Source organism: Xanthomonas sp. DAR33341, assembly GCF_003992815.1.
Classification (GTDB): domain Bacteria; phylum Pseudomonadota; class Gammaproteobacteria; order Xanthomonadales; family Xanthomonadaceae; genus Xanthomonas; species Xanthomonas cissicola.
Genome location: NZ_QEYV01000043.1, coordinates 1 through 14829, shown reverse-complemented (window position 1 = coordinate 14829; position 14829 = coordinate 1). Strand labels below are relative to the sequence as shown.

The window sequence follows — 14829 nt, the reverse complement described above, 5'->3', positions numbered from 1 at the left end:
CCATGCGATCCAGGATGCACCCCAACTATTACTTGTCGCAGGAAATCTTTGATCGCGAGCGGCGCAAGATCTTCCGCAAGGTGTGGTTGTTCGCAGGGCTTAAGACGCTGCTGAAGGATCACAATTGCTTTATCACACGCAAGATCGCGGGTGTTCCTCTGGTGATCCAAAACTTCAATGGGCAAATCCGTGCGTTTGAGAACGTCTGCCTCCACCGCAGTGCACTGATTCAAACCGGTACTATCGGTTGCCGGCCTTTGGTGTGCCCCTACCACGCGTGGAGTTACGACGAACAAGGCCGGGTAAAGAACATCCCGGACTGCGATGCGGTCTACCACCTGGACAATAGTGAAAAGGCCAACTTGAAGCTGCGCGAATTCTCACTGCGCGCCATCGGCAACCTGCTGTTTGTCAACCTCGATCCCAACCCAATGCCAATCGAGGAGCAGTTTTCGGCAGACTTCATCGCCTTGCTGGAAAGCAGCTCCAACGCCTATGACACCGAGGTCATGGTGACCACATGGCATGGCCGGTACAACTGGAAGCTGGCCTACGAGAATCTGCGGGACGCCAACCACCCGCGCTTTGTTCACCCCAAAACCTTGGCCAAAAGCGTCAACTTCACTCCACAGGTAAACGAGGAACAAGCCAAGGAGTCCATGGAGGCCTTGCAGGACACATCGCCCGCAGCGCTGAGGCGCGAGATGCGCCGCTTCAGTTTCGGCGGCCCGGAAGCCACCATCCCCAACCTTAAGCACTTCGGCTGGCACGATAAAGTGGAACGCTGGGGCAATCAGGATGCCTACTTCAACTGGTTGGCTTTTCCGAACTTGCATATCGCAAGTGCGAACGGCGGCTACTCCTTCACGCTGGAACACCACATCCCGATCGCGCCGGACAGGACCGACTTGGAAATCCATTGGTTCAGCGCACGCAAGAAGCGGCCTTATGGGTTTTCCGGCCAGGTGTTACTGGCACAAATGCACGGCAGCAAAACGGTGGTGGGCGAAGACGTGGACATCATGGAGCGGGTGCAGGCCGCATTGCACACAGACGCTCCGCTGCCCACCCAGGGCGTCTACGAATCCATGAATCGCCTGGTCGAACGCTGGTATGAAACCCTGATGGAAACCGAACATGAAATCTAGGTGGATCATCGGGAGCAGCGAATACCTCGACCTGGCCTTTCATGCTTGGAAGCAGGCGCGTCGGGAAGAGAACGTCATCAGGATCGAGGTGCCACAAGACTCCGAACACGAATTCGATCTTGGCGTGCTGGATGGACTGAATCCCACCGACGGGGCCATGTTCGTGGCGTTCGACGAACGCTTCGGCAACTTCAAGCGCATGGAACTGATGCAGGCAGCGATGGAGCGTGGCTTCAAGCTGGAGCCGTTCATCCACTCCAGCGCAGCCATCGGCGCTGACACGGCCATTGGGCTCAACGCATTCGTGGGCGCCAATGCTGTCGTTGGGCACAGGTGCAGGATCGACTATAACACCGTCATCCATGCCGGCACGCACCTCGGACCCGCATGCCGCGTTAAATCTTCATGCTGGATAGAGAATGGTGTGCAAATCGGCGCGGGTGTGGAGATCGGCGGCAATAGCGTTCTGCGGACCGGCGTCATCGTGCGCGGGGGCGTCAAGGTCGGACGAAGCTGCGAACTTGGCTGGCCGCGTATTTACGACGAGGACGTGCCCACCAAAACCTATTTTGATCTCCGCTACGACGCCCCGATTCATACCTACGATAGATGACCTTCATGCACTCGAAAATTGAGCAGCTTCGCCAACGCATTCTACGCATCGCGGAACAGGAACGTCCCGCACTCGACGATGTCATTGCGCGCCTGCCCGCGATTGCCGACCGCCCTGTTTTCCTAGTTGCTCCCGAGTCCTACGCAGGCATGGTGCATGGCCCTAGGGTCGTGGCCAACTTACGTCATGTAATTGCCGCGGTTGATGACCAAAGCACCCATCTGGATAACATCCACGGCGCGCCGCGGTGGAGCAGTCAGGAGTTTCTTGCGAATGTGGGCCAGTATCCCGATGCAGTCGCTATCGATTTCTCTTGTAGCCCGCGCGGCCGTGCGTTTGCCACCAATCTCTGCGCAGCTGCGCATATTGAGCAGTTGAGCGTTGCACCTTCCGTGGATCCATTGATCCCGGATTTTGAGCAGCGCCCTCTGTTCCTCATCCAACCGCGTTCTGGCCTTGGCAACATCTATGCTCCCCAGATCGTCCAATACCCCACACGTGTCATCGCCGCCGTGGATGACAAGCCAAACGAAGCTGACACAGTACATGGCGTGCCGCGTTGGAGTTTGCGCCAGTTCGTCGAGCAAGCGGCCCACCACCCCGGGGCACTGGCCATCGACTTCTCCTACAGCCCAGATGAATCCGGCCTGGCCCGTACGATCTGCGAGCACGCAGGCATCGAAAGGGTGGATGCCTCCCTGGCCATCGCCCACTGTGGGCTGGCAGCAGTGTACGAACCTGCCCAGGTGTACCGCCAGCGCACGCTTCTGCGCCTGGACGCGTTTTTGCGCCTTGCGGATCGCCTGGACGACGAATTCAGCATTTTCACGCTCTACAGCAACCTATTGTTTCGCCTGACCTACGATTCCAGCCTTCTGAGGGACTGCTGGGCCGCACCGATCAACGAATACTTTTCCGCGTTCGCCGACAGCAGCACCTTCCAACTGGGAAAGCGCGAAAATTTTTGTGATGGTGGCGCCTTCGAGGGACCCATCGTCCGCAAGTTTCTGGACGCATCCCGCCATCAATACGAGAGCATCACAGCCTTCGAACCTGATCGCATCAACTTTCAGAAATTGCAGGGTGTCGCGAGTGCCCTCCCCTTTTTGCCTCGTAATCTCAAGACCATCAACAAAGCCATCTCCAACGTACATACGACGTTACGCTTCAAGGAGACCGGTACCGTCTCCAGCCATGTGTCGCAGGATGGCGAAATTTCCGTATCTACCACGCGCCTAGACGATGAACTTGAAAAACTGACGTTACTGAAGCTTGACATCGAAGGATTTGAAGCCAGAGCACTGGAAGGCGCATCTCGCCTCATCCATACCCAGCGCCCACGTATGGCTATTTGCGTATACCACTACGCCCAGGACTTGCTCGATATCGTGGAACAACTGGATAAATTAGTAGATGGTTACCACTTCCGACTGCGCCAGCACTCTCCTGCCCACTACTACGACCTTGTTCTGTACGCATCGCCCGTCGCCGGAGCCGAGCCGCCACCTTGGGCGAATTAAGCCCAGGAGCATTCATGACCCGGAGAATATAGAGAGATGACCGACGCCAGCAAGATTTTCCTTTTCAACTCAGCCCTTCCTGAATCTCTGGAGATCTCGGATTTCCTGAAAGGCATGGGGCCGTCCCAAGACAATATCAGAGGCCAGAACATCGGCAACGGCTACATCGCCTATGGTTTTTTGAAGGCGCTGTTTGGGCGCCCGGTGAAGCTTGACCACATTTCCAATGCACTGGAAGCAACGCTATCCGATCAACTTGCAGAAGAGATCAATGCAAAGTACTCGCATCTCGTCTGGACCATGAAGGATGACATCCGGGAGGACTTCTCGGGCCTTCCCATTGAGCGAATTACGCACTTTCTCGAAAAAATCATGATCCCGGTTGTACCGGTGAGCCTTTGCGCGAACTCATTCAACGGCTACGACCCGGGCTTGGCCAAGCGCTTAAGCCCCAATCAGAAGCGTTTTTTCTCCCTTCTTTCCGAAAAGTCCAAGTTGATTGGTGTTCGCGGATATTATTCCGCCGAGATCTTGAATAGCCTCGACATAAAGAACGTCAAGGTAATTGGATGCCCGAGCTACTTCGAGAACGGACCTATCCGGACTCTGCACAAAAAACCATGGAATGCGGATAAGGTCATCACTACCGCCACATTTTTCAATTCTGGGCTGCCGCGGACATCCCATCTATTGCAGGATGAACTATATTTCATCAACTTGCTGTACCTTGAGAAAGCACTGCCGCCGACTTCCAACATCACAGCGCAACCTTTCAACCTCAACGAAATACCTACATCCTTCCAACTATTGGCCAAGGCCATGGCTGGACGATTAGAATTTTTCTCGGATTACAGGCAGTGGACCGAGTTCTTCAAAAGCAACGACCATTGCCTCACGATTGGAACCCGGCTTCACTCCGGAATCCTGTCGATCAATAGCGGCGTTCCCGCCATCGTGACCAATCCGGATTCAAGGGCCAGGGAAACTTGCGAATACCTCCGCATCCCCTATGACCCGAGCCTTCACAGTCGAAGCAACATCCGTGAAGTTTTCGAGAACCTCGACCTCTCGGAAATGAACAACGCTTACCCTGCTTTGCATAAGGAATTTCTTGATTTCCTCGACGCAGTTGGCCTTACGCCTTGCACGGTATCTCATGAGAGACCGTGCTTTGAATTTCCGAATCTGAAGAAGAGCACTAGCCCGTCAGTTGCAGCTGAGCTACATGAGGCCTACACCGAACTGGTAGAGAATCTGGACCGCGAACTTGTTGTCCGGAGAGAGCACGGCGGAGAGATGTCTCGGCGCTTGGTAGATAAATTCCAACTCCTAAGACGGCGCTATCCTGGGCTGACGCGCAAGGAGTATCTGGAATACCTCAGCCGGTTTTCGGGTGAAGCAAAGTGACACCGAATCTTGTCAGCATCGTCATGCCGACCTACAAGCCGCGCTACTTCGCGCAGGCGCTGGAGAGCGTGCTGGCGCAGACCTATCCGGCGTTGGAGCTGGTGATCTGCGACGACAATGCCGATGGCGCCATTGAGGCTGCGCTGGCGTCCAGGTTGGCGGATGCGCCCTTCCCCGTTCGCTACCACCGCAATACGCCGCGGCTTGGCGAGCTGGTCAGCACGATCAAGGGGATTGGCCTAGCGCAGGGCGAGTACATCAAGTTCCTGCATGACGACGATGTGCTGCAGTCCGATTGCATTGCGCAGTTGGTCGAGGCGATCGAGCGCAACCCGGGCACGGCGATGGCATCGTCGCGACGGGTGCGCATCGATGACGACGGGCAGCCGCTGCCGGACATTCTGGCCACCTGCTTCCCGTTTGCCGACGACGTGCTGATCGACGGGCCGGAGCTGGTGTCGTTTCTGGCCGACCACACCATCAATTTCATCGGTGAGCCGAGTTGCGTGCTCGCGCGGCGTGCGGATCTGTTGGCGTTGGGCAACGACCTGATGGCCTTGAACGGCAAGGCCATCCATTGGGTCGGCGATCTGGCGATCTACGTCAAGCTGCTGCGCCACGGCAACCTGGCGATGCTGGCCAGCCCGCTCACGCAGTTTCGGGTCTCCAGTGCGCAGTTCAGTCAAGGGGGGCGCGACCAGCCCGGCATCGGCGATCAGGGGCATGAAGACTTGCGCCAGGGCATCCGCCAGCTCGGCTGGCGACGCGAGAGCGGCGATAACCGGCAGGTGCGCGTGGCCCCGCTCAGTCCGCACAAGGCGCGCGTGTTCAAGCCGGTGGATCTGGTCAATGCGTTGATGCAAAGCGCCGGCATGGCCGAGCGCGTGTCGCCGACGACCTGGCTGGGCGTGCGCCATCCGAGCACGGTGCAACGTGCATTGATCCAGGCGCGCCTGCGGGCGCATTCCGGCGGGCCGCGCATCGCGGTGCTGCTGATCGACCGTCACGGCGATGCCGCAGCGGTCGCTGCGACGCGCGACAGCCTGGAGGCGGTCGCTTGCTATCAACAGCATCGAACCTGGGTCGTCAGCAGCTCGCCGCAGCAGGTTGCCGCGCACGGCGAGCGTGGTGTGCTGATCCAGGCGCATGGCCTGGCAGCAACGCTCAACCGGGTGATCGCCGCACAGGATGCGATCGATTGGGTGCTGCTGGTCGATGCCGGTAGCCTGTTCACTGCCAGCGGGTTGATGATGCTGGCGCTGGAAATGCTGGCGTTACCCGACGACTGCCAAGCCGTCTACGCAGATGAAGTGATGGCGCTGGACAACGGACAGTTGGGGCTGGCGCTGCGGCCGGCGCTGTATCTGGACATGCTGTTGAGCGCACCGGCGACGCTTTCGCGGCACTGGGCGTTCCGGCACCGCGCGCTGTTGGCCGATGGCGGTTTTCCCACCGGGCCCGGCGCGGCATTCGAGCTGGATTACCAGCTCGGCCTGATCGAGCGTTACGGGTTGGCCTGCATCCGTCATATTGCAGAACCCATCCTGATCGCATCGGCCACGCCGCAGCACGACGACGAAGACGAACGCCGGGCGATTGCGCGCCATCTCGCCGAACGCGGTTACGTGGACGCCGTGGTGCACAGCGCCGGTCCCGGCCGGCATGCGGTGGACTACCGCCATGCGCAGCAACCGCTGGTGAGCATCATGGTGCTGGTCGATGGCCGGCTGCCGCAGGTGCAGCGCTGCCTGGAAAGCATTCTTGCCAAGACCAGCTATCCGCATTACGAGGTGTTGCTGCTGGATCGCGGCACCACCGAGCCGGATCTGCATGGCTGGCTGAGCGGCATCGAGAATCTGGGCATGCAGCAGATTCGCGTGCTGCGCTTTGCCGCCGAACCACCGCGTGAGGCGGTATGCAATGCCGCGGTGGAGCACGCACGTGGGGAGGTGGTGTTGTGGCTAGCAGCGGGTGCGGCGGTGATGAAGGCCGATTGGCTGGAGCAATTGCTCAACCACGCGCTGCGCCCGGAGGTCGGTGCGGTTGCGGGCAAGCTGCTGCGCGGCGACGGCACCGTGCATCACGCCGGACTGCTACTGGGCCTGGGGACACCTGCAGCGCGCGCGTTCGAAGGTGCGGCATTCGATGAATCGGGCTATCTGCAGCGTCTGCAACTGGACCAGAACTACAGCGCGTTGAGTGGCGAATGCCTGATGCTGCCGCGCCAGCTGTTTGTGGACGCAGGCGGCTTCGACCTGGAGCCGGCGCTGGCGCAGTGGAGCGATGTCGACCTGTGCCTGCGCTTGCAGCAGGCCGGCTATCTCAATGTCTTCGCGGCACGTGCGCAGCTGTTGATCGATCCGCCCGACACCACGCCCGCCACGTCACTCGACGAGGAAGCGATGTACGCGCGGTGGCTGCCGATGATGGCCAACGACCCAGCTTATAACCCGGGATTTTCGCTGGACCCCGGTGCCGGCTTCGCGCTGGCCGACCCGCGCGCGAGCTGGCGGCCGCTGCAGTCGTGGCGACCGCTGCCGAGCGTGATCGCGTTGCCGGCCGATATCGAAGGCTGCGGCCACTATCGGGTGATCCAGCCGCTGCGTGCCTTGCGGGAGGCTGGAATGGCCGAAGGGGTGCTGTTCAACGGCTACCTGGAGATCAGCGAGCTGGCGCGCCAGGATCCGGACGTGGTGATCCTGCAACGCCAGGTCGGCGAAGCGCGGCTGGACGCCATGCGGCGGATGAAGGCGTTGTCGCGCGCGTTCAAGGTGTACGAACTGGACGACTACCTGCCCAATCTGCCGCTGAAGAACGCGCATCGCGAGCACATGCCCAAGGACATCCTGAAGACGATGCGGCGCGGGCTCAGCATGGTGGACCGTTTCGTGGTGTCCACCCCTGCCCTGGCCGAGGCGTTCGCCGGGTTGCACAGCGATATCCGGGTGGCCGAAAACCGCCTGCCGCCCCATTGGTGGGAACATCTGCCGGCGCGAGGCGAGCGCCAGGGTGGCAAGCCGCGGGTGGGTTGGGCCGGCGGCGCCAGCCATACCGGCGACCTGGAGCTGATCGCCGATGTGGTGCGGGAATTGGCCGACGAAGTGGAATGGGTGTTCATGGGGATGTACCCATTCGCGCTGCGCCAGCACATCCATCACTTCCAGCCCGGCGTGCCGATCGACCGCTACCCGGCCGCGCTGGCAGCATTGGACCTGGATCTGGCGCTGGCACCGGTGGAGCAAAACCTGTTCAACGAGTGCAAGAGCAATCTGCGCTTGCTCGAATATGGGGCCTGCGGGTATCCGGTGATCGCCAGCGACGTGCGCTGCTACCAGGGCAGCCTGCCGGTGACGCTGGTGAAGAACCGCTACCGCGACTGGATCGGCGCCATTCGCGAGCATCTGGCCGACCCGGACGCGTCAGCGGCGAAAGGCGCAGCGTTGCGCGAGGCGGTGCACCGCGACTGGATGTTGAGCGGCAGCCATCTGGATACCTGGCGCGCCGCCTGGTTGCCGGGCTAGCGCGCGGTTACGCTGGCTCTGACGGTGTTGCCCTCATCCGGCGCTGCGCGCCACCTTCTCCCGCTAGCGGGAGAAGGAAAGCCTGGGTGCGCTTGATTTTCAGGGTGTACTGCAAAAGCCCGGCTGCACGTGATCTGTGGGTTGCACTGCAACTGGCCATCCACCGGCTCCCTTCCCCCGCCTGCGGGGGAAGGTGCCCGAAGGGCGGATGGGGGCCATCACGCTGCGCCCCGACCACGAAAGGCGCGACAGAAACGTACCCGCGCCGGAATCCCGGCGCCATTTCGGCACGCCGCTTGCATTGGTGTCACTGCCTCCCTGGCTGACCGCACCCATGAGCGACTCCGTTACCTCCATCCTCTCGCAGATCCGCAGCTACCAGACGCAGATGGGCCAAGGCTCGATGGGCGCGGTAGGCGATGCGGCGCGTGGCAACCAGATCCAGGGACTGGCCGGCACGCAGGGAACACCGGCGACGCAGGCACCGAGCTTCAGCGAGACCTTGCGCGGCGCCATCGGCGGCGTCAACGAGGCCCAGCAGAAGGCCGGCGCACTGTCCAAAGCATTCGAAATGGGCGACCCCAATGCCGATCTGGCTCGGGTCATGGTCGCCTCCCAGCAGTCCCAGGTGGCCTTCCGCGCCACCGTGGAAGTCCGCAACCGTCTCGTCCAGGCTTATCAGGACGTCATGAACATGCCGCTGTAAAGGTTGACGACACATGGCACTCGCGATCAGCAAAGAAAACATGAACCAGAACGCCGAAAAGGCGGGGCAATGGTTCGACCGTGTCCGCAGCCTGCAGATCACCCGCAAGCTGACCATGATGGCGATGATCGCCCTGGCGGTCGCGGCCGGTCTGGCGGTGTTCTTCTGGTCGCAGAAGCCTGGCTATCAATCGCTGTACACCGGCCTGGACGAAAAGGGCAATGCCGAAGCGGCCGACCTGCTGCGCACCGCGCAGATTCCCTACAAGATCGACCAGGGCACCGGCGCCATTTCGGTGCCGCAGGACCGTCTGTACGACGCCCGCCTCAAGCTGGCCGGCTCCGGCCTGACCGGCAAGGAAACCGGCGGCGGCTTCGAACTGATGGAAAAGGACCCGGGCTTCGGCGTCAGCCAGTTCGTGGAAAACGCCCGCTACCAGCACGCGCTGGAAACCGAACTCTCGCGCACCATCGGCACCCTGCGCCCGGTGCGCGAGGCCCGTGTGCACCTGGCCATTCCCAAGCCCAGCGCCTTCACCCGCCAGCGCGATGTGGCCAGCGCCTCGGTGGTGCTGGAACTACGCGGCGGCCAGGGCCTGGAGCGCAACCAGGTCGATGCCATCGTCAATCTGGTGGCCTCCAGCATTCCGGACATGACCCCCGAACGCGTCACCGTGGTCGACCAGAGCGGCCGCATGCTCTCCATCGCCGACCCGAACAGCGATGCGGCCCAGCACGCTGCCCAGTTCGAACAGGTGCGCCGCCAGGAAAGCTCCTACAACCAGCGCATCCGCGAACTGCTGGAGCCGATGACCGGCCCGGGCCGGGTCAATCCGGAAACCAGCGTGGACATGGATTTCTCGGTGGTCGAAGAGGCCCGCGAGCTCTACAACGGCGAGCCGGCCAAGCTTCGCAGCGAGCAGGTCAGCGACACCAGCACCAGCGCTACCGGCCCGCAGGGCCCTCCGGGCGCCACCAGCAATAGCCCCGGCCAGCCGCCGGCACCGGCAGTCGCCGGCGCGCCGGGCACTGCGGCGGCGGCCAACGGCCAGGCCGCCGCCCCGGCCACGCCGACCGAAAGTTCCAAGAGCGCCACCCGTAACTACGAATTGGACCGAACCTTGCAACACACCCGCCAGCCGGCCGGTCGCATCAAGCGCGTCTCGGTGGCGGTGCTGCTGGACAACGTCCCGCGCCCCGGCGCCAAGGGCAAGATGGTCGAACAGCCGCTCACCGCCGCCGAGCTCACCCGTATCGAAGGCCTGGTCAAGCAGGCAGTGGGTTTCGACGCGGCACGCGGCGACACGGTGTCGGTGATGAATGCCCCGTTCGTGCGCGAAGCGGTGGCTGGTGAAGAAGGTCCGAAGTGGTGGGAAGATCCGCGCGTGCAGAACGGTCTGCGCCTGCTGGTCGGTGCGGTGGTGGTGCTGGCGCTGCTGTTCGGTGTGGTGCGCCCCACCCTGCGTCAGCTCACCGGCGTGACCGCGGTCAAGGACAAGCAAGGCAAGGCTGGCAAGGATGGCACTCCACAGAGCGCCGACGTGCGGATGGTCGACGACGATGACGACCTGATGCCCCGCCTGGAAGAAGACACCGCGCAGATCGGTCAGGACAAAAAGACCCCGATCGCTCTGCCAGACGCCTACGAAGAGCGCATGCGCCTGGCGCGCGAGGCAGTCAAAGCCGATTCAAAACGTGTCGCACAAGTCGTGAAGGGATGGGTCGCCAGTGAAGCCTGATACACAACCGATGACCGGAGTACAGCGCGCCGCGGTGCTGTTGCTGTCGCTGGGTGAGAGCGACGCGGCCGAAGTGCTCAAGCACATGGATCCCAAGGAGGTGCAGAAGATCGGCATCGCCATGGCCACCATGACCGGCATCTCGCGCGACCAGGTCGAAAAGGTGATGGACGAGTTCAACGGCGAACTGGCGGGCAAGACCTCGCTGGGCGTGGGCGCCGACGACTACATCCGCAATGTGCTGATCCAGGCGCTGGGCGCCGACAAGGCCGGTGGCCTGATCGACCGCATCCTGCTGGGCCGCAACACCACCGGCCTGGACACCTTGAAGTGGATGGACCCGCGTGCGGTTGCCGACCTGGTGCGCAACGAACACCCGCAGATCATCGCCATCGTCATGGCGCATCTGGACAGCGACCAGGCCGCCGAGGCGCTGAAGCTGCTGCCCGAGCGCACCCGCGCCGACGTGCTGCTGCGTATCGCCACCCTGGACGGCATTCCGCCGAATGCGCTGAGCGAGCTCAACGACATCATGGAGCGTCAATTCGCCGGCAACCAGAACCTGAAGTCGTCCAACGTGGGCGGCATCAAGGTGGCGGCCAACATCCTCAACTTCCTGGACACCGGCGCCGATCAGGGCGTGCTGGGCGAGATCGGCAAGATCGACGCCGACCTGGCCGGCAAGATCCAGGACCTGATGTTCGTGTTCGACAACCTGGTGGACCTGGACGACCGCGGCCTGCAGACGCTGCTGCGCGAAGTCTCCGGCGAGCGCCTGGGGCTGGCCTTGCGCGGCGCCGACGTCAAGGTGCGCGAAAAGATCACCCGCAACATGTCCCAGCGCGCGGCCGAAATCCTGCTCGAGGACATGGAAGCGCGCGGCCCGGTGCGCCTTGCAGACGTGGAAGCGGCACAGAAGGAAATCCTCACCATCGTCCGCCGCCTGGCTGACGAGGGCGCCATCAGCCTGGGCGGCGCCGGTGCGGAGGCCATGGTATGAACGAGGTGGTCACCCGCTGGCTGGCCCCGGACCTGCAGCTTGCCCCGGCCCTGCCCGAACCGGACTACGAAGAACCGGCCATGCTCGAGCCGGTGCTGCGCCCGCCGACCCTGGAAGAGATCCAGGCGATCGAGGACGCCGCCCAGCAGGAAGGCTTCGCGCGCGGCCATGCCGAAGGCTTTGCCCAGGGCCAGTCCGAAGTGCGCCGCCTGACCGCGCAGATCGACGGCATCCTGGACAACTTCACCCGCCCGCTGGCGCGGCTGGAGAACGAAGTGGTCGGCGCGCTCGGCGAATTGGCCGTGCGCATCGCCGGCCAGCTGGTCGGCCGTGCCTACCAGGCCGACCCGCAGCTGCTGGCCGACCTGGTCGGCGAGGCAGTCGATGCGGTTGGCGGTGCCGGCCGCGAAGTCGAAGTCCGCCTGCACCCGGACGACATCACCGCGCTGCTGCCGCATCTGGCGCCCAGCAGCACCACCCGCGTGGCCCCGGACACGAGCCTGAGCCGCGGCGACCTGCGTGTGCATGCCGAAAGCGTGCGCATCGACGGCACCCTGGACGCGCGCCTGCGAGCCGCGCTGGAGACGGTCATGCGCAAATCCGGAGCGGGTCTGTGAGCGCCCTGTTCGGCGCCACCCCGGCCGATTGGCTGGATGCACGCAATCTGCGCCTGGCCACGCGCCTGGGCACCCTCGGCCTGGAGCCCACCGCCGGCCGCACCCTGATCCGCGAAGGCATCCTGCGCCGCGCGGTCGGCCTGACCCTGGAAGCGACCGGCTGCGAGGCGCCGATGGGCGCCACCTGCAAGGTCGAGGTCGATGGCGGCTGGGTCGATGCCGAAGTGGTCGGCTTCGCCGGCGAACGGACCTACCTGATGCCCAGCGCCGAACTGCATGGCCTGCTGCCGAATGCGCGCGTGGTGCCCTCGCGGCGCCGCGGCGGCGTGGAAGTGGGCGAAGGCCTGCTCGGCCGCGTCATCGACAGCGACGGCACCCCGCTGGACGGCAAGGGCCCGATCCGCGCCGAAGGCAGCATCGGCATGGCGGGCGTGTCGATCAACCCGCTGGCGCGCGAACCCATCACCACCTCGCTGGACGTCGGCGTGCGCGCCATCAACGCCATGCTGCCGATCGGCCGCGGCCAGCGCGTGGGCCTGTTCGCCGGCTCCGGTGTCGGTAAATCGACGCTGCTGGGCATGATGACCCGCTTCACCTCGGCCGACGTCATCGTGGTCGGGCTGATCGGCGAACGTGGCCGCGAAGTACGCGATTTCGTCGAAACCACCCTGGGCGAAGAAGGCCTGCGCCGCGCCGTGGTCGTGGCGGCGCCGGCCGACCGCCCGCCATTGGCACGCCTGCATGGCGCCTACCGCGCTACCGCCATCGCCGAATGGTTCCGCGACCAGGGCTTGAACGTGCTGCTGCTGATGGATTCGCTGACCCGCTTCGCCCAGGCGCAGCGCGAGATCGGCCTGTCGGTCGGCGAGCCGCCGACCACCCGCGGCTACCCACCGTCGGTGTTCGCCAAATTGCCGGCGCTGGTGGAACGTGCCGGCAACGGCGCCAAGGGCCGCGGTTCGATCACCGCCTTCTACACCGTGCTGACCGAAGGCGACGACCCGCAGGACCCGATCGCCGACGCCGCCCGCGCCATTCTCGACGGCCACATCCTGCTCTCGCGTCGGGTCGCCGACAGCGGCCTGTATCCGGCCATCGACCTGGAATCCTCGGTCAGCCGCGTGGTGCAGGACATCGCCGACGACACCTGGCGCCTGCGCATCCGCAAGCTCAAGCGGCTGCTTTCGGCCTACACCGCCAACCGCGACCTGATCGCCATCGGCGCCTACCAGCGCGGCAGCGACCCGGCCACCGACGAAGCGCTGGCGCGCTGGCCGGAGATCGTCGAATTCCTCGGCCAGGACGTGCATAAGGCCTCGCTCCTGAGCGACAGCCTGTCCGCCCTGCAACAACTGGTCGAACCCGAGAACTAATCCATGATGCAGTCCAAACGGATCGACCCACTGCTGCGCCGCGCGCAGGAACAGGAAGACAAGGTCGCCCGCGATCTGGCCGAGCGCCAGCGCGTCCTGGAAACCCACCAGTCGCGCCTGGAAGAATTGCGCCGCTACGCCGAGGAATACGCCAACAGCCAGATGGCCGGCACCAGCGCGGTGGCGCTGAGCAACCGCCGCGCCTTCCTGGACCGGCTGGACAGCGCCGTGCTGCAGCAGGCGCAGACCGTGCAAAGCAATATCGCCAAGGTCGAAGCCGAGCGCACCCGCCTGCTGCTGGCCAGCCGCGAGAAGCAGGTGCTGGAGCAATTGGCCGCCAGCTACCGCGCCCAGGAAAACAAAGTGATCGAACGCCGCGACCAGCGTGAGATGGACGATCTCGGCGCGCGTCGTTCGCGCCTGGCCCGCAGCCAAGACACCCACGGAGAATCCGCATGAATCCCTTGTCCGCCTTCGCCGCCGGCCTTGGTGCGCTTGCCGGCACCGGCAAGAAATCCAGCTACAGCGACCCGTCGTCCGAACCGGACGCAGGCCAGGACCAGTTTGCGCGCATGCTCAATCCGGCCAACACGCCGAACCAGGCCCCGCCGCAGGCACCCGAACGCGTGCCTGCCAAGCAGTCCGCGCCCAAGCCCAACCAGTCCGACAAGAACCGCAGCGACGAGGACACCCGCGACGATGCGGCCGGCGATGCCACTGCCCGGCCACGGGCGCAGGACGGCGATGCCAAGCAGGCCAAGCCAACTACCGCCAAGGACGCGGCAACGACCGATAAGAGCACGGCGGCCACTGCCACCAAGACGGGCAAACCCGCCAGGGCCGCCGCTACCAGCGAAGACGCGCCCGCAGAGACAGCTACCGCGACCGATGCCGGCTGGCCGCCGGCTGGGCTGGGTGGCTTCGGCATGGGCCTGCTGGCACAGGCGCTGCCGGGTGGCGATGTGCTGGCGGCCGCAGCGGCGGCACTGACGGCCAGCATGGCCGGTGCCAACGGCGCTACCGCGACGGCCACCGCACTGCCCACCGATGCAACCGCAGCCGCCGCCACTTCAAACGCTGGCACCGCCCTGCCCGCGCTGGGAGCGCTGGTGCCGGCCGCCGTCGCAGGCGCCAAGCCGACTTCGACCACCGCCGTGAGCGGCGACGCGCAGACCGCCGCGTTGAT

At 63.8% G+C, this 14829-nt stretch carries 11 protein-coding genes and 1 pseudogene; all 12 read left to right on the top strand.

The features are described from left to right. Window positions 1-2 precede the first annotated feature (2 nt). Window positions 3-1148, top strand: coding sequence for a Rieske 2Fe-2S domain-containing protein (locus tag EO156_RS22120; protein ID WP_026006773.1), 1146 nt, complete (start codon window positions 3-5; stop codon window positions 1146-1148). Then, window positions 1138-1761 carry a UDP-3-O-(3-hydroxymyristoyl)glucosamine N-acyltransferase gene (locus EO156_RS22115; RefSeq protein WP_016848712.1) on the top strand — a complete coding sequence of 208 codons (624 nt, stop codon included), beginning with the start codon at window positions 1138-1140 and terminating at the stop codon, window positions 1759-1761. The genes EO156_RS22120 and EO156_RS22115 overlap by 11 nt, the downstream gene beginning before the upstream one ends. Continuing rightward, complete coding sequence (locus EO156_RS22110) at window positions 1758-3281, top strand: FkbM family methyltransferase (RefSeq protein WP_016848713.1); 1524 nt, start codon at window positions 1758-1760, stop codon at window positions 3279-3281. The genes EO156_RS22115 and EO156_RS22110 overlap by 4 nt, the downstream gene beginning before the upstream one ends. A 36-nt stretch (window positions 3282-3317) precedes the next feature. Beyond that, window positions 3318-4688: a polysaccharide pyruvyl transferase family protein gene (locus EO156_RS22105; protein WP_016848714.1), complete on the top strand. Its 1371-nt coding sequence runs from the start codon at window positions 3318-3320 to the stop codon at window positions 4686-4688. Beyond that, a complete protein-coding gene (locus EO156_RS22100) occupies window positions 4685-8209 on the top strand; it encodes a glycosyltransferase (RefSeq protein WP_078585887.1) in 3525 nt (1174 codons plus the stop codon). The genes EO156_RS22105 and EO156_RS22100 overlap by 4 nt, the downstream gene beginning before the upstream one ends. A gap of 334 nt (window positions 8210-8543) precedes the next feature. Then, window positions 8544-8915 carry a flagellar hook-basal body complex protein FliE gene (fliE, locus tag EO156_RS22095; protein ID WP_005918157.1) on the top strand — a complete coding sequence of 124 codons (372 nt, stop codon included), beginning with the start codon at window positions 8544-8546 and terminating at the stop codon, window positions 8913-8915. A gap of 13 nt (window positions 8916-8928) precedes the next feature. Beyond that, complete coding sequence (gene fliF / locus EO156_RS22090; RefSeq protein WP_005921334.1) at window positions 8929-10653, top strand: flagellar basal-body MS-ring/collar protein FliF; 1725 nt, start codon at window positions 8929-8931, stop codon at window positions 10651-10653. A gap of 10 nt (window positions 10654-10663) precedes the next feature. Continuing rightward, on the top strand, window positions 10664-11653 hold the full coding sequence (fliG, locus tag EO156_RS22085) for a flagellar motor switch protein FliG (protein ID WP_005918162.1): 990 nt from the start codon (window positions 10664-10666) through the stop codon (window positions 11651-11653). Next, on the top strand, window positions 11650-12270 hold the full coding sequence (locus tag EO156_RS22080; RefSeq protein ID WP_016850279.1) for a FliH/SctL family protein: 621 nt from the start codon (window positions 11650-11652) through the stop codon (window positions 12268-12270). The genes fliG and EO156_RS22080 overlap by 4 nt, the downstream gene beginning before the upstream one ends. After that, a complete protein-coding gene (locus EO156_RS22075) occupies window positions 12267-13643 on the top strand; it encodes a FliI/YscN family ATPase (RefSeq protein WP_005918170.1) in 1377 nt (458 codons plus the stop codon). The genes EO156_RS22080 and EO156_RS22075 overlap by 4 nt, the downstream gene beginning before the upstream one ends. 3 nt (window positions 13644-13646) lie before the next feature. Then, window positions 13647-14102: a flagellar export protein FliJ gene (fliJ, locus tag EO156_RS22070; RefSeq protein WP_005918178.1), complete on the top strand. Its 456-nt coding sequence runs from the start codon at window positions 13647-13649 to the stop codon at window positions 14100-14102. Beyond that, window positions 14099-14829: pseudogene (locus EO156_RS22065) on the top strand (flagellar hook-length control protein FliK); the annotation flags it as partial. The gene fliJ and the pseudogene EO156_RS22065, both read left to right, overlap by 4 nt.